This is a genomic window from Mesorhizobium bavaricum, from assembly GCF_056781655.1.
Genome location: NZ_CM165566.1, coordinates 1046921 through 1061483, shown reverse-complemented (window position 1 = coordinate 1061483; position 14563 = coordinate 1046921). Strand labels below are relative to the sequence as shown.

Annotated in this window: 14 protein-coding genes and 1 tRNA gene; 11 read left to right on the top strand and 4 right to left on the bottom strand. The window is 65.4% G+C overall.

Annotated elements, in window-relative coordinates; all coding sequences use genetic code 11:
• Window positions 1–9 precede the first annotated feature (9 nt).
• Entirely contained in the window at window positions 10–816 is an 807-nt protein-coding gene (locus AC1RZR_RS05030) for an undecaprenyl-diphosphate phosphatase (protein WP_477268669.1), read from the bottom strand.
• A 159-nt stretch (window positions 817–975) separates the two neighbouring features.
• Between AC1RZR_RS05030 and AC1RZR_RS05025 the strand changes: the two genes are divergently transcribed.
• The 11 genes from AC1RZR_RS05025 to AC1RZR_RS04975 all read left to right on the top strand — a co-directional run bounded on the left by AC1RZR_RS05025 (window position 976) and on the right by AC1RZR_RS04975 (window position 11897).
• A complete protein-coding gene (locus tag AC1RZR_RS05025) occupies window positions 976–1668 on the top strand; it encodes a glutathione S-transferase family protein (protein WP_111545347.1) in 693 nt (230 codons plus the stop codon).
• Entirely contained in the window at window positions 1649–2803 is a 1155-nt protein-coding gene (gene queG / locus AC1RZR_RS05020; protein ID WP_481827837.1) for a tRNA epoxyqueuosine(34) reductase QueG, read from the top strand. Before AC1RZR_RS05025 ends, queG begins: the two co-directional genes overlap by 20 nt.
• Window positions 2800–3702 carry an SDR family oxidoreductase gene (locus tag AC1RZR_RS05015; RefSeq protein WP_477268665.1) on the top strand — a complete coding sequence of 301 codons (903 nt, stop codon included), beginning with the start codon at window positions 2800–2802 and terminating at the stop codon, window positions 3700–3702. The genes queG and AC1RZR_RS05015 overlap by 4 nt, the downstream gene beginning before the upstream one ends.
• 66 nt (window positions 3703–3768) lie before the next feature.
• Window positions 3769–4860 (top strand): penicillin-insensitive murein endopeptidase, encoded by a 1092-nt coding sequence (gene mepA, locus AC1RZR_RS05010; protein ID WP_477268663.1) that lies wholly within the window; start codon window positions 3769–3771, stop codon window positions 4858–4860.
• Between the two features lie 188 nt (window positions 4861–5048).
• Entirely contained in the window at window positions 5049–6095 is a 1047-nt protein-coding gene (locus AC1RZR_RS05005) for a glucokinase (RefSeq protein WP_477268661.1), read from the top strand.
• Between the two features lie 78 nt (window positions 6096–6173).
• Window positions 6174–8057, top strand: coding sequence for an ABC transporter ATP-binding protein (locus AC1RZR_RS05000; protein WP_481827836.1), 1884 nt, complete (start codon window positions 6174–6176; stop codon window positions 8055–8057).
• Entirely contained in the window at window positions 8054–8881 is an 828-nt protein-coding gene (dapB, locus tag AC1RZR_RS04995) for a 4-hydroxy-tetrahydrodipicolinate reductase (protein ID WP_481827835.1), read from the top strand. The genes AC1RZR_RS05000 and dapB overlap by 4 nt, the downstream gene beginning before the upstream one ends.
• Before the next feature lie 87 nt (window positions 8882–8968).
• The gene (locus AC1RZR_RS04990) at window positions 8969–9589 is read left to right on the top strand and encodes a 2,3-bisphosphoglycerate-dependent phosphoglycerate mutase (RefSeq protein ID WP_481827834.1); all 621 of its coding nucleotides are present in this window, start codon (window positions 8969–8971) and stop codon (window positions 9587–9589) included.
• Between the two features lie 74 nt (window positions 9590–9663).
• Window positions 9664–9748, top strand: a tRNA-Leu gene (locus AC1RZR_RS04985).
• A 149-nt stretch (window positions 9749–9897) separates the two neighbouring features.
• Window positions 9898–11589, top strand: coding sequence for an FAD-dependent oxidoreductase (locus AC1RZR_RS04980; protein ID WP_481827833.1), 1692 nt, complete (start codon window positions 9898–9900; stop codon window positions 11587–11589).
• A complete protein-coding gene (locus tag AC1RZR_RS04975; RefSeq protein WP_481827832.1) occupies window positions 11589–11897 on the top strand; it encodes a UBP-type zinc finger domain-containing protein in 309 nt (102 codons plus the stop codon). The genes AC1RZR_RS04980 and AC1RZR_RS04975 overlap by 1 nt, the downstream gene beginning before the upstream one ends.
• A 25-nt stretch (window positions 11898–11922) precedes the next feature.
• Here AC1RZR_RS04975 and AC1RZR_RS04970 read toward each other — a convergent pair whose 3' ends face one another.
• The 3 genes from AC1RZR_RS04970 to AC1RZR_RS04960 form a co-directional block, all read right to left on the bottom strand.
• On the bottom strand, window positions 11923–12093 hold the full coding sequence (locus AC1RZR_RS04970) for a hypothetical protein (RefSeq protein ID WP_477268649.1): 171 nt from the start codon (window positions 12091–12093) through the stop codon (window positions 11923–11925).
• Window positions 12094–12193: 100 nt separating this feature from the next.
• Window positions 12194–12373 carry a hypothetical protein gene (locus AC1RZR_RS04965; protein WP_477268647.1) on the bottom strand — a complete coding sequence of 60 codons (180 nt, stop codon included), beginning with the start codon at window positions 12371–12373 and terminating at the stop codon, window positions 12194–12196.
• Between the two features lie 119 nt (window positions 12374–12492).
• Window positions 12493–14514, bottom strand: coding sequence for a transcriptional regulator (locus AC1RZR_RS04960; RefSeq protein ID WP_481827831.1), 2022 nt, complete (start codon window positions 14512–14514; stop codon window positions 12493–12495).
• Window positions 14515–14563 lie beyond the last annotated feature (49 nt).

The following is a 14563-nucleotide window of genomic DNA, read 5'->3' as shown; positions in this document are numbered from 1 at the left end:
GACGACAGCTCACCCCCAAATCATTAGCGCCACCAGCCCGACGCCGCCAACCACCAGCCGCCACCAACCGAACAGCGAGTAGCCGTTGCGCGAGACGTAACCGAGCAGGAAGCGCACGACGATGAGCGCCGTGACGAAGGCGGCGACGAAGCCGATGGCGATGATCGGCAGATCGGCGCTGCTCAGAACGTTGCGGTTCTTGAACAGGTCGAAAGCGAAGGCACCGACCATTGTCGGGATGGCGAGGAAGAAGGAGAATTCCGCCGCCGCGCGTTTGTCGACGCCCAGAAGCAGCGCCCCGACGATCGTCGATCCCGAGCGAGACGTGCCGGGGATCAGCGACAGGCACTGGAAAAGCCCAATCTGCAGGTAAAGCCGGGTCGGGAACCGCTCGACGTCGCGGTAGACCGGCTTGAGGTTCATGCGGTCCACCGCCAGCAGCACGACGCCGCCGATGATCAGCATAATGCAGATCAGCCTTGGCGATTCGAACAGCACCGTCTTGATGAAATCATGCGCCAGCGCGCCGATGAGGGCCGCTGGCAGGAAGGCGATGAGGATGCCGATGACGAAGTGCCGCGTCAGCCGGTCATGCGGCAGGTCGAGCAGCATTTGCCACAGCCGACGGAAATAGACGCTGAGAATCGCCAGGATCGCGCCGAGCTGGATCAGGATTTCGAAGGCCTTGCCTGTCGAATGGAAGCCGAGGAAATGCCCGGCGAGCAGGATGTGGCCGGTCGACGAAACCGGTATGAACTCGGTCAGCCCCTCCAGCAGGCCGAGCAGCAGGGCTTCGACGATGGTCTGGCTTTCCATGGCTACCTCGGCATTCGCGTGACGGCTAACAGAACGGCTTGCTTGTCATGGCCTGCAAGTCCCCCTATAGGTCGCAACACCTGACGGCCCGCAGACCGGGCGGCCAAGACTTACCGGTGCGACCGGCGATTCGCCAGTGCGCTTTATCATCGCGGAACCATGCTGACGCTTTTCCATCATCCCATGTTCGCCACCTGTCGCTTCGTCCGCCTCGCTTTCGGCGAGTATGGCGAGGAGTTGGCCCTGATCGAGGAAAAGCCGTGGACGCGGCGCAAGGAGTTCCTGGCGCTGAACCCGGCCGGCACGCTGCCGATTCTGCTGGCCGAAGGCGACGTGCCGATCGTCGGCGCAACCGTCATCGCCGAATATCTCGATGAGACGCGCGGCGTCTTGAAGCGTGACAAGCGGCTGTTCGCAGAGGATCCGATGCAGCGCGCCGAAATCCGCCGGCTGATCGACTGGTATCTCAACAAGGCCGAAAGCGAAGTCACCCGTCATCTGGTGCGCGAACGGGTGCTGAAGCCGGTCATGCCGGAAACGGCAGGCGGTGGCTCGCCCGATTCGGGCGCGATCCGCGCCGCGCGCGCCAACATCCGCCAGCACATGAAATACACCAACTGGCTGGCAGGCACCCGCCATTGGCTGGCTGGCAGCAGGGTCACCTATGCCGACCTCGCGGCCGCCGCGACGCTGTCGGTGCTCGATTATCTCGGCGAGATCGACTGGCGCGAACACGCCGCCGCGCGCGAATGGTACACGCGGGTGAAGTCGCGGCCCTCCTTCCGGCCGCTCTTGACCGACCGGGTGCGCGGCCTGTCGCCGGTGTCGCATTATGCGGACCTCGACTTCTGACGCCGCGAAACTGCGCGCGCTGATCGACGCAGAGGCGCATCGTGCCGGCTTCGATGCCGTCGCCGTCACCACCCCCGATGCGATCCCGCTGGCGCCGGCGCGCCTGGCCGAATTTGTCGCCGACGGGTTTCACGGTTCGATGGACTGGATCGCCGAGACGCTCGAACGCCGCAGCGAACCAACCGCGCTGTGGCCGCAGGTGCGCTCGATCATCGTGCTGGCGATGAATTACGGCCCCGACCAAGATCCGCGCGGGGTGCTGGCCAAGCGCGACCGCGGCGCGATCTCCGCCTATGCGCAGAACCGCGACTATCACGAGGTGATGAAGGGCCGGCTCAAGGAAATCGCCGGCAAGCTTGTGGCGCGCGCCGGCGGCGACGTGAAGGTGTTTGTCGACATCGCACCGGTGATGGAAAAGCCGCTGGCCGAGGCCGCCGGGCTCGGCTGGCAGGGCAAGCACACCAATCTGGTCAGCCGCGAGCATGGCTCCTGGCTGTTCCTGGGCACCATCTTCACCACAGCCGAACTCCTGCCCGACCGGGCCGAGATCGACCATTGCGGTTCCTGCCGCGCCTGCCTCGACGTCTGCCCCACCGACGCTTTCCCGGCACCCTACCGGCTCGATGCGCGGCGCTGTATTTCCTATCTGACCATCGAGAACAAGGGGCCGATCCCACATGAATTCCGCGAGAAGATCGGCAACCGCATCTATGGCTGCGACGACTGCCTCGCCGCATGCCCGTGGAATAAGTTCGCCCGGGCGGCTTCCGAGGCAAAGCTCGCCGCACGTGACGAATTGCGCGAGCCGCCGCTCGCCGAATTGCTGCATCTCGACGACGCAGCCTTCCGCACCTTCTTCTCCGGTTCGCCGATAAAACGCATTGGCCGCGACCGTTTCGTCCGCAACGTGCTGATCGCCGCGGGCAATTCCGGCGATGCCGTGCTTGCCGGTGCAGTGCGTGCACTGCTGGACGACGCCTCGCCGCTGGTGCGGGGCGCGGCAATATGGGCGCTGGCGCGGCTTGTGCCCGATGCCGAATATTCCGAACGGGCCGTTGCCGGCCTGAAAACCGAGAACGATGCGGCGGTGCGCGACGAATGGCGTCTGGCGCTGGCAACCAGGGCACATGCATGAGCGAAAAGCAGATCTTCATCTTCGGCGCCGGCTATTCCGGCAAGGCTTTTGCCCGAGCCAGCAAAGATGCCGCCAGGATCTTTGGCACGACGCGTTCGCCGGAGAAGTTCGAGGCGCTGCCGCAGGCCGGCATCGCGCCGCTGCTGTTCGACGGCGCACTGACCGGTGAAATCGGCGAGGCGCTGGGAAAAACCACGCATCTGGTGATTTCGGTCGCCCCGGAAGAGGCCGGTGATCCCGTGCTGAATGCCGCCCGCGCCGCGATCGTGACCCGGATGCCGGCGCTCGAATGGATCGGCTATCTCTCTACGGTCGGCGTCTACGGCAATTATGATGGCGCATGGGTCGATGAAACGGCCGAGTGCCGGCCCGTGTCGAAGCGCTCGGTGATGCGAGTGGCGGCCGAACAGGACTGGCTGGAATTGGGCCGGGAGATCGGCCGGCCGGCGGCGATCCTGCGGCTGTCCGGCATTTATGGCCCCGGCCGCAACGCGCTGGTCAATCTGGAAAACGGCACCGCCAGGCGGCTGGTCAAGCCGGACCAGGTGTTCAACCGCATCCATTGCGACGATATCGCGGGCGCGCTGTGGCAGCTTATCGACCGCAATACCGGCGGCATCTTCAACGTCACCGACGACCTGCCGGCGCCGCCGCAGGATGTCGTCGCCTATGCCGCTTCGCTGATGGGTGTCACACCGCCGCCCGAAATTCCCTTCGACGCCGCCCAACTTTCGCCCATGGCGCGATCCTTCTATGGCGAGAACAAGCGCGTCGCCAATGCGGCGATCAAGGTGGCGGGCTATTCCCTGCGCTTTTCGGACTACCGCGCCGCTTTCGACCATATGTGGGCAAGCGGCGACTGGCGCGACGGCGAAGCGCGCAGCCCGATGAAGCGCTAATCATCGAAGCGCCGCGCGTTGCGTGTTATGATTCGGTCTTGGAATTGCGGTGGGGGATCCGGGTTCATGAAGACAGCGATGCGGCCATCTCTTGGCAAGAAATCATTGCTGGCGGCAGCACTTGGTCTGCTCGCCCTGACCAGCCTCGCCGTGCAGCCGGCAACGGCCGAAGAGCGCGCAAAAGACCTGTTCGGCGCCAAGAAACTGCCGGCGGCAACAGCCGCGCAGTCGATCGGCTTCTATTCAAGAGGCTGTTTTGCCGGCGGCGTCGCCATCCCGATGGATGGCCCGACCTGGGAGGTGATGCGGCCGTCACGCAACCGCCGCTGGGGCCACCCGGCGATGATCGCCGTGATCGAGAGACTGTCGCGCGACGCCGCGGCCGATGGCTGGCCCGGCTTGCTGATCGGCGACATTTCGCAGCCGCGTGGCGGCCCGATGATGACAGGCCATGCCTCCCACCAGATCGGCCTCGACGCCGACATCTGGCTGACGCCGATGCCCAGCTCTCCACTGTCGATGGCTCAACGCGAAACCAAAAGCGCCACCTTGATGGTCGACGAGAAGACCCATCTGGTGAAGGATGCGCTGTGGACGCCGGCGCATACGCGGCTTCTGCAGCGGGCGGCGAGCTACCCGCAAGTCGAACGCATCCTGGTCAATCCGGGCATCAAGAAAAAGCTCTGCGACACCGTCAAGGGCGACCGCGACTGGCTGCGCAAGATCCGGCCGTTCTGGGGCCACGACTATCATTTCCACATGCGCATCGGCTGTCAGCCGGGCTCGCCCGACTGCAAGGCCCAGGAAGCAACGCCGGCCGATGACGGCTGCGGCAAGCCGCTCGCCTGGTGGTTCACGCAGGAGCCGTGGCGGCCCAACAAGAACCCGGATGCGCCCAAGGCGCGCGACCTGATGACGATGGCGAACCTGCCGAAGGAATGCCGCGCCGTGCTCGACGCGCCGGGACCGGCGTCCGCCGAGGCCGCGACCTATCATGGCGGCGGTGTGCCGGTCGCGGTCGCGGCGCCCGAGCCCGAAGCACCTTCGCTGCCCGCCAGCACGGCCAGTGGAGCGGCCGGCTTGCCAACCTCGGTGAACGCTTTCACCGCGACCCCCGAGATCGGCATCCCGCTGCCGCGGCCACGACCGGGAAACTGACCGCCGTGGTGTTTAACCAGGGTTGAACCGGTTTAGCGTGCGGTTTTGCGAAATAGTGGCCGTTTGGCCGCAGAACCCGTTCCTGCGCGCCGCTGGTCTCGAAAAGCGATTTCCCTTTTCAAACTCATGCGCTAGTCAACGGGTGAACGGCGAGACGCCGTCGGGGGCGCCGGGGAACGGATGAGAGCATGCCAAGCACGGGCGATGACGATACTTTGTTGCGGTTTCCGGTCCTGATCGGCGACATTGGCGGCACCAATGCGCGCTTTTCGATCGTGCTCGACTCGAATTCGGAAGCGACTGAGCCGCAGATCGTCCAGACCGCCAATTACAACACCATCGACGAGGCAATCCAGGCGGCCGTGCTCGACCGCTCCTCGATCCGGCCCAATTCGGCGGTGCTGGCGGTGGCCGGCCCAGTCGACAGCGACGAGATCCAGCTCACCAACTGCCCGTGGGTCGTCAAGCCCAGGCAGATGTTCGCCAGCCTCGGCTTGAGCGACATCGTCGTGCTCAACGATTTCGAGGCGCAGGCGCTGGCCGTCGTCGCGCTCGGCGAAGAGCACATGGAAAAGATCGGCGGCGGCACGCCGGAACCCAATGCCGGGCGCGTGGTGCTGGGTCCGGGAACCGGGCTCGGCGTCGCCGGGCTGGTCTATGCGCTTGCCCACTGGATCCCGGTGCCCGGCGAGGGCGGCCATATGGATATCGGCCCACGCACGCCGCGCGATTTCGAGGTTTTCCCGCATATCGAGAAGCTCGAGGGCCGCATTTCGGGCGAGCAGATCCTGTGTGGACGCGGCCTCGTCAACGTCTACCGGGCGGTGGCCAAGGCGGATGGTAAGCCCGCCCCCTTCTCCACGCCGGCCGAGATCACCGGTGCGGCACTGGCCAAGACCGATCCGGTCGCGGAAGAAGCGCTGGAGACCTTCGTCACCTGCCTCGGGCGCACCGCCGGCGATCTTGCCTTGGTGTTCATGAGCCGCGGCGGCGTATTCCTCACCGGCGGCATCGCGCAGAAGATCGTGCCGGCGCTGAAGGCCGGCAATTTCCGCGCCGCCTTCGAGGACAAGGCGCCGCACAGCGCGCTGATGCGCACCATGCCGGTCTATGTCATCACCCACCCGCTGGCAGCGCTTTTGGGCCTTGCCGCCTACGCCCGCAACCCGTCGCTGTTCGGGGTCCAGACCGAGGGCCGCCGCTGGCGCGACGAAGTTAGTCATCCCAAGGCATAGGCAAGCCGGCCGCTTGGCGCTAAGAGGAGTGCCGAATTGCCCGGCCGCGGGAAGCGGAAACCTTGTGAAGCGCCCGATTTGACACTTCAATCCCCTAATTCGTCGAGACCCCGTGCGGGCGAGATCGTGGCGGTCATCCGCCGCATCCTCGAGGAAAATGGCCGCGACTACCGAGGCGCGTACATTTTCACGATCCTCTGCCTGCTGACCGTGTCGGCGACGACGGCCCTCGCCGCCTGGATCATGAGCCCGGTCGTCAATCAGATCTTCTACGAACGCCGCGGCGATCTGATCCCATGGATCTGTGCCGCATTGCTCGGCGCTTTCATTCTGCGCGGCCTTGCCGGCTACGGCCAGGCGGTGACGATGGCCAGGATCGGCAACAATCTGGTGGCGCGCTACCAGCAGCGCATCTTCAACCACCTGATGAAGCTCGGCGTCAGCTTCTTCAACGACACCCGGTCCGGCCGGCTTGCGGCGCAGGTCAACGAGAACGTCAACGGCATTCGCGACCTGCTGTCGATGACGGTGACCTCGACCGCGCGCGACGCCGTCTCGCTGATCGGCCTGGTCGGCGTCATGATCTACCAGGATCCCATACTCTCCTTGAGCTCGCTGCTGATCGGGCCGCCGCTGATCTGGACCGTCACCTACCTGATGCGCCGGGTGCGGCGCATCACGCGGGAATCGGTGCAGATCAACTCGCGGCTGATCGGCGCCATGCAGGAGGCCACCCAGGGCATCGCCATCGTCAAGGCCTTCACCATGGAGGACGAGCTGTCGCGCCGGATCAGCAAGCTCGCCGACGATGCGGAACAGCGATCGAACAAGATCGCCCGCGTGTCCGAGCGGTTGACGCCGATTTCCGAACTTCTGGCCGGCATCGCGTTCGCCAGCGTCATCGCCTATTCCGGCTATCGGGCCACCGTTCTCGGCCAGCCGCCGGGCGCGGTCTTTTCCTTCATCACGGCGCTGACGCTGGCCTATGATCCGGCTCGCCGACTGGCACGCATGCAGGTCGGCATGGAACGCGCGCTGGTCAATGCGCGCATGATCTACGAGCTTCTCGACATCGAGCCGCAGCAGGGTGATGTGTCCGGAGCCGCCGAGGCGAAATTCACCTCCGGCGAAGTGCGTTTCAACAACGTGTCCTTCCGCTATGTCGAGGAAGCGCCGGTCCTGCAGGACCTGAGTTTCGTCGCCGCCGCCGGCAAGGTGACCGCCATCGTCGGCGCTTCGGGTGCCGGCAAGACGACGCTGGTAGCGCTGCTGCAGCGCTTCTACGACGTCGAGGCGGGCAGCATTGAGATCGACGGCCAGGACATCTCGAAGATCACCAAACAGTCGCTGCGCGGCTCCATCGCCTATGTCTCGCAGCAGCCCTATTTGTTTGAAGGCACCATCCGCGACAACATCCGCTACGGCCGGCTGGGCGCCACCGATGCCGAGATCGAGCGTGCCGCGCAACAGGCCGCGGCCGACGATTTCATCCGCCAGCAGCCGCAGGGTTATGACACCGCGGTCGGCGAGAACGGCGTGACGCTGTCAGGCGGCCAACGCCAGCGCGTGTCGATCGCGCGTGCCATCGTGAGGCAGGCGCCGATCCTTTTGCTCGACGAAGCGACATCGGCGCTCGACAACGAGGCCGAAGCCCGTGTCCAGCAGGCGCTCACCCAGGTCATGGAAGGGCGCACCACCATCGTCATCGCGCACCGGCTGTCGACGGTGGTCAATGCCGATCACATCATCGTCATGGAGCAGGGCCGGCTGGTCGAAGAGGGCACGCATGCCTCGCTGATGGCCGATCCGCACAGCGTCTATGCGCGCTTCCACCGCATACAGGGCGTCAAGGGCCTGGGGCTTGTCGACGACAGCGCGCCGATCCAGACTTCGGCGCGAGGCCCAGTTCAGGGCCCAGTCCAAGGCATCGAGACGCAGAGCATCGCCGGGAGCACAACATGAGCGATACGTCCGCAACCGAGATGGGCCTGGTGGTGGTGGGCGCTGCCGGCCGCATGGGCCAGACTCTGATCCGCGCCATCCACACCATTCCTGGCGCGCGGGTCATCGGCGCCGTCGAGCGTGCGGGCTCGCCCTATTTGGGCAAGGATGCCGGCGAACTCGCCGGCGTCGGTCGCATCGACGTGCCGATCGGCGATGATCCGCTGCCGGTCTTCGCCAAGGCAGACGGCGTGCTCGATTTCACCACGCCGGCCTCGAGTGTCGACTTCGCTGGCTACGCGGCGCAGGCGCGCATCGCCCATGTCATCGGCACGACGGGATGCTCGGCCGACGACAATGCGAAAATCGCTGCGGCGGCGCGCCATGCGGCGATCGTCAAGTCTGGCAATATGAGCCTCGGCGTCAATCTTCTCGCGGTGCTGGTCGAACAGGCGGCGCGCGCGCTCGACGCTGACGATTTCGACATCGAGATCCTCGAAATGCACCACAAGCACAAGGTCGACGCGCCGTCGGGCACGGCGCTGCTGCTCGGCGAGGCCGCCGCCGCCGGGCGCGGCATCCCGCTTGAAGGCAACGATGTGCGTGTCCGCGACGGCCACACCGGGGTGCGAAAAACGGGCTCGATCGGCTTTGCCACGCTGCGCGGCGGCTCGGTGGTCGGCGATCACAGCGTGATGCTGGCCGGCACCGGCGAGCGCATCACGCTGTCCCACCATGCCGAGGACCGCGCCATCTTCGCCCGCGGCGCGGTCAAGGCCGCGCTGTGGGCGCGCGGCCGCAAGCCGGGACTGTATTCGATGCGGGATGTGCTCGGCCTTAGCTGAGCGGCCAATCCACACCTTGTTTTAACGCAATTCCGGACGGAAAACCGCTTCACACTTTTCCTGGAATTGCTCTTGAAGGGAGCAAACATGTCGAGAACCCTCGTGCTCGTGCGCCACGGCCAGAGCGAATGGAACCTGAAGAACCTGTTCACAGGCTGGCGCGATGTCGACCTGACCGAGCAGGGCCACGCCGAGGCAAAATCCGCCGGCCAGAAACTCAAGGCGCGCGGCCTGAAATTCGACATCGCCTTCACCTCGGCGCTGGTCCGGGCGCAAAAAACCTGCCAGCACATTCTCGACGCCGTCGGCCAGAGCGATCTGACAACCATCCGCGACCAGGCGCTGAACGAGCGCGACTATGGCGATCTCTCCGGCCTCAACAAGGATGACGCTCGCAAGAAATGGGGCGAGGAGCAGGTGCATGTCTGGCGCCGCTCCTACGACGTGCCGCCGCCCGCCGGCGAAAGCCTGAAGGACACCGGCGCGCGTGTCTGGCCCTATTACCTGCACGACTTGCAGCCGCATGTGCTGCGCGGTGGCACCGTGCTGGTCGCCGCGCACGGCAATTCGCTGCGCGCGCTGATCATGGCGCTGGACGGCAAGTCGGGCGAGGAGATCGTCAAGCTGGAACTCGGCACCGGCGTGCCGGTCATCTACACGCTCAACGCCGATTCCACGGTGGCTTCCAAGGAAGTGCTAGAGAGCTGAGCCGGCAAGCAGCAAACGCTTTGAAAAAAGCGCGTTGACACACATCGCTCGCCCGCTTACATGAGCCCGCACCAGCCCAGATGGCGGAATTGGTAGACGCGCACGGTTCAGGTCCGTGTTCCGCAAGGAGTGGAGGTTCGAGTCCTCTTCTGGGCACCAAATTCCCGTTTCGAACCTTTCGATGGTTCAGAAACCCCAAAGAAAAAGCCCGGCTTGTCCGGGCTTTTTCTTTGCCGCCACCTCGCCTCCCGGCTAGGCGCTGAACAAACCCCTTCAAACTCTGCGGCCGCTTCGGTACGGTCGAAACCATGTCTCAAACCAGCAATCCGATCTTCGGCGCGCGTCGCGATCAGGCGTTTCCCACGCTGGCTGAAGCCGACATCGATCGCATGCGGCGGTTCGGCGAGGCCAGCTTCTATGCCGCCGGCGAGCACATCGTCACGGCCGGCGATGTGGCGCCCGGTTTGATCGTCGTGCTGTCGGGCAAGGTCGACATCATCCAGGACGGCGGTCTCGGCCGGCGCGAAACGATCGTCACGCATGGTCCGGGCAGCTTCGTCGGCGAACTGGCCCAGCTTTCGGCCCGGCCCTCGCTGGTGAATGCGCAGGCCGCCGAGCCGGTGGAGGCGTTCGTCATCGCCTCGCAGAGGCTGCGCGACCTGATGGTGCAGGAAGCCAATCTCGGCGAGCGCATCATGCGCGCGCTGATCCTGCGCCGTGTCGGGCTGCTGGAGAGCGCCACCAGCGGGCCGATCATCATCGGACCCGTCGACAATGCCGACGTGTTGCGGCTGCAGGGTTTCCTGGCTCGCAGCGGTCAGCCGCACCGGGTGCTTGATTCCAACAGTGATCCTTGCGCCAAAACCCTGGTCGAGCGCTTCGATGTCGACCCTCACCATCTGCCGATCGTGCTGTGTCCGAACGGCCGGCTTTTGCTCAATCCCGGCGAGAAGGACCTCGCCCGCTGCATCGGCCTGCTGCGGCCGATCGATGCCGACAAATTATACGACGTCGCCATCGTCGGCGCTGGACCGGCCGGGCTGGCGGCGGCCGTCTATGCGGCTTCCGAAGGGCTGTCGACGATCGTGCTTGATTGCCGCGCATTCGGCGGACAGGCCGGCGCCTCCTCGCGTATCGAGAACTATCTCGGCTTCCCGACCGGCATTTCGGGCATGGCGCTGATGGCGCGCGCCTACAACCAGGCGCAGAAATTCGGCGTCGAAATGGTGATACCGGACGAGGCGAAGCTGCTGAGCGCCGCGACCGACGGCGCCCGGTACCGGCTTGATGTCGGCGACGGCGAGACCGTGCGGACGCGCACCGTGGTGATCGCCAGCGGCGCGCGCTATCGCCGCCTCGATGTCGCCAATCTGGCGCAGTTCGAGGGTACATGCGTGCATTATTGGGCCTCGCCCATCGAAGCGCGGCTTTGCGCGGGCCAGGAAGTGGCATTGGTCGGCGCCGGCAATTCGGCTGGACAGGCGGCTGTCTACCTAGCCAGCCATGTGCGCAAGGTGGCACTGCTGGCGCGCGGCGGCAGCCTCGATGCCAGCATGTCGCGCTATCTGGTCGAGCGCATCAAGGCGCAGCCGAACATCGAGGTGCTGACCGGGACCGAGGTCGAGGCGCTGGAGGGCGACGAGGGCAATCTCGGCTCCGTGCGGTGGCGCAACCGCGCCAACGGTGCGGAAACGACGCGCCCGATCCGCCATCTCTTTCTGTTCATCGGCGCCGATCCGAATACGGACTGGCTGGCGAACTGCGACGTGACGCTGGACGCCAAGGGTTTCGTCCGCACCGGATCGGACCTAGGATCGGCGCATTGTGTGATGGAGACGAGCCGCAGCGGGGTGTTTGCCATAGGCGACGTCCGCGCCGGCTCGGTCAAGCGCGTTGCGGCGGCTGTCGGCGAAGGTGCCCAGGTGGTTGCGGCGTTGCACGCCTATCTCGCGCAAGACGGCAGCCACGCCGTTACGCCGGAACGGATCGGGAGAGTGTGATGGCGGATGAATGCAGGCATGCGGCTGATATCAAGGACGTGACGCCGAGCGCCTTCGGCTGCGAGGAATGCCTGAAGAGCGGTTCGCAATGGGTGCATCTGCGGCTCTGCCGCACCTGCGGCCATGTCGGCTGCTGCGACGACTCGCCCAACCGTCATGCCACCAAGCATTTTCACGCGACCCGCCATCCCATCATCGAGGGCTACGATCCGCCGGAAGGCTGGGGTTGGTGCTACATCGACGAGGTCTTCTTGGATCTCGGCGACCGCACCACGCCACAGAACGGTCCGATCCCGCGCTTTTATTAAGGAGGCAGCCAGGGTGATCGCGCGATCAGTCTCGCTTCGGCGATGCCGGCGCGGGCTCCTGGTTCTCCACGCTGTTGTCGTTTACCTGGAAGGCTATTCCTTCAACCTTCTTTTTCTTTAGGTCGCCGGTCTGTTGCTGCGGCGGGCGCTTTGGATTTTCCGCGGTGTTGTCGTTCACGTCGAGGGCTCTCGTCATCATGTCCTCCATGCCTGGAAACACAATGTTCGACGCTGCGTGGGGTTCCCAGCCAGAAGAAAGTGCTCTCCCGAGAGGACAACAGCCGACGGGTATGCGCTTATCGCACGGAGCCGGTGACGGTCGGGTCGACCGTGCCGGGAACGGATTTGCGTTCGTTGCCGGCAAGTGCGGCGATGAGCAGCAGGCTGGCGACAACCGGCACGAACAGGATGGCAACGCGGGCTTGCACGTAAAAGATGGTGCGCCATTCGTTGCGCTTCTCGGGGCTGTTGCTCATCATACTCACTTTGTCAGACCCCCCGGCCATGATATAGCCGGGAACGGTTAAGCAACTCCTTCCGACTTTGTTAACCCGGCGGAATTGAGGCGAAGGTCTTGGGTCACCATCCCCCGGCTTCAGCCCAGCCCGATCCGCCTTGCGCCTTGCCGGAACAGCGCCACCGCGTCCGGTTCGAAGCGGAAGGTGCCGATGAAATCGTCGACGCCGTAGTTCGGCAACGTCTTGCGGATGGCAGCGGCAAAGCCGCGCGCCTCGTCGAGCCGGCCCGCCAGCGCCAGGCAGTGTGCGGCGATCGCCAGGATGATGGCGTGGGCATTGGGCCGCGCCGCCGCCTTCAGCGCCCATTCGGCCGCTTCCTCGAACTGGCCGAGCCGTACATGCGCCATCGCCCGCGCGCCCAGCATGCCGAACAGCAGCGGGTCGAACGGGCTGAGATGGCGCGAATGATCGGACGAGCCAATCGCTGCCTGCGGGTCGCCCGACTGCGAGTGCACGAAGGACAAAGCATAGTGGCCAAGCGCGAAGTTGGGGCTGAGATCCACCGCCCGTTCCAGTTCGAGCAGCGAGTTGTCCTGTTCGCCGCGCAGCCACAGCGCCCGGCCCATCGCCCAGTGCGCGGCCGGATTGTGGTCGTCGACCAGCAGGCTGTGGCCGGCGCTTTCGAAGGCCAGCCCGCTTTCCCGGTCGCGGTCGCCCCAGCGCTGGAAGGCGTTCTGCCAATGGGTAAAGGAGAGGCCGGCATAGGCGCGGGCGAAGGTGGGATCGAGCTGCACTGCCATGTCGAAAAAATGCCGCGCCTGCTCGTTCTCGGCCTGGGTGAAGCGGTACATGTGCCAGAGGCCGCGGTGATAAGCTTCCCAGGCGTTGAGCGAATTGGGCGCCTTGAGCATGGCGCGGTTGCGCTCGACCGTTTCGATCTCGGCCGAGATCGACGAGACGATGCTGTTGCCGATATCGTCAAGCACGCCGAAGATGTCGTCGGGCCGGCGCTCGAATGTCTCGGCCCAGACGATCCTGGCCGTGCGCACCTCGATGAGTTCGACGCTGACAATCAGGCGGCCGGGCGGGCTGCGCACAGTGCCGGTGGCGACATAGTCGACATTCAGCCGGCGGCCGGCATCCTCCGGCGCGATGCTCTTCTCTGCCAGCGCGAACACCGATCCGCGTGCGATGACGAAGAAATCCCTAAGCTTGGCGAGACGGGTGATGATGTCGTGGGTAAAACCGTCGGCGAGCCCGCCGCGTGTGCCGGTTTCCTCGACAAACGGCATCACCGCCAGCGAAGCCTGGCTGGGCTCGACCGCGCCGGCATCGCCAGGCGCGGCGACCAACTGCGACACCGCGGACAGGCAGGCAGGCTGTGCCGGGAGCAAGATCCCTGACCGTTGCTCGCGCATCGCCCGCCAGGCGATTTGAACCGGCCCGAAATCGAGCTCCTCCGACTGGAACAGCCGAGCCGCCGACGCCAAATGCTCCTCGGCGGCGCCGATGGCGCCACGCTCCGCCAGATTGGACAGCAACGCCAGATGCGCGCGCGTGTCGAATGGCGCCAGCTCGACCCATTTGTCGAGATGCGCTGACACATCCGGTGTGTCAGCCGGAGGGTTTGCGGCGAGATGTTCCAGCACGGCGGCATGGCATGAGTGAAAGCGGCGGCGCTGGGCGACCAACCAGCTGTTGAAATGCGGGCTGCGGTCGAGTTCCAGCCCGTCGAGAAAATCGCCGGCGAACAATTCGGCGAGTGTCCGGAGCCGCTCCGTATCGAGCGTGTCGACCCCCTGCGCGGCCGCACGGGCGACCTCCAGCGCATCGACCAGGCAATCGCTCAGGTCAAGCGCGACCGTGTCGCCTTGCGTCTCGACCCGGCGCCGGTCCGGCGCGTCGAGCGCACCGCGCAGCTTGCTGAGGCACCATCGCAATTCGCCACGGGGGTCGTTGGGCACGTCCCACAACAGCTCGCACAGGCGACTGCGGCCGACGGCATGCGGCGCCAGCGCCAGATAGGCGAGCAGCGCGCGCAGCTTGCGTGACGCCGGCAGCGCAACCGGAACGCCGTTGCGGGAGATCGTCAGCGATCCAAGCAGGCGCACGGATAGGCCGGTCGCTTCGCCGTCCAGTCTCGATCTGGCGGATTCCACGTGCTTTTCCACGCCTGCTCCCACGCTGGCCTGTCGGCCTCTCCTATAC

Coding starts and splice junctions, on each gene's coding strand:
- AC1RZR_RS04975 (WP_481827832.1), top strand. CDS start 11,589: ATGGCGGATGAATGCAGGCATGCGGCTGATATCAAGGACGTGACGCCG.
- AC1RZR_RS04980 (WP_481827833.1), top strand. CDS start 9,898: ATGTCTCAAACCAGCAATCCGATCTTCGGCGCGCGTCGCGATCAGGCG.
- AC1RZR_RS05030 (WP_477268669.1), bottom strand. CDS start 816: ATGGAAAGCCAGACCATCGTCGAAGCCCTGCTGCTCGGCCTGCTGGAG.
- AC1RZR_RS05025 (WP_111545347.1), top strand. CDS start 976: ATGCTGACGCTTTTCCATCATCCCATGTTCGCCACCTGTCGCTTCGTC.
- AC1RZR_RS05015 (WP_477268665.1), top strand. CDS start 2,800: ATGAGCGAAAAGCAGATCTTCATCTTCGGCGCCGGCTATTCCGGCAAG.
- queG (WP_481827837.1), top strand. CDS start 1,649: ATGCGGACCTCGACTTCTGACGCCGCGAAACTGCGCGCGCTGATCGAC.
- AC1RZR_RS04990 (WP_481827834.1), top strand. CDS start 8,969: ATGTCGAGAACCCTCGTGCTCGTGCGCCACGGCCAGAGCGAATGGAAC.
- mepA (WP_477268663.1), top strand. CDS start 3,769: ATGAAGACAGCGATGCGGCCATCTCTTGGCAAGAAATCATTGCTGGCG.
- AC1RZR_RS05005 (WP_477268661.1), top strand. CDS start 5,049: ATGCCAAGCACGGGCGATGACGATACTTTGTTGCGGTTTCCGGTCCTG.
- AC1RZR_RS04965 (WP_477268647.1), bottom strand. CDS start 12,373: ATGAGCAACAGCCCCGAGAAGCGCAACGAATGGCGCACCATCTTTTAC.
- dapB (WP_481827835.1), top strand. CDS start 8,054: ATGAGCGATACGTCCGCAACCGAGATGGGCCTGGTGGTGGTGGGCGCT.
- AC1RZR_RS04970 (WP_477268649.1), bottom strand. CDS start 12,093: ATGACGAGAGCCCTCGACGTGAACGACAACACCGCGGAAAATCCAAAG.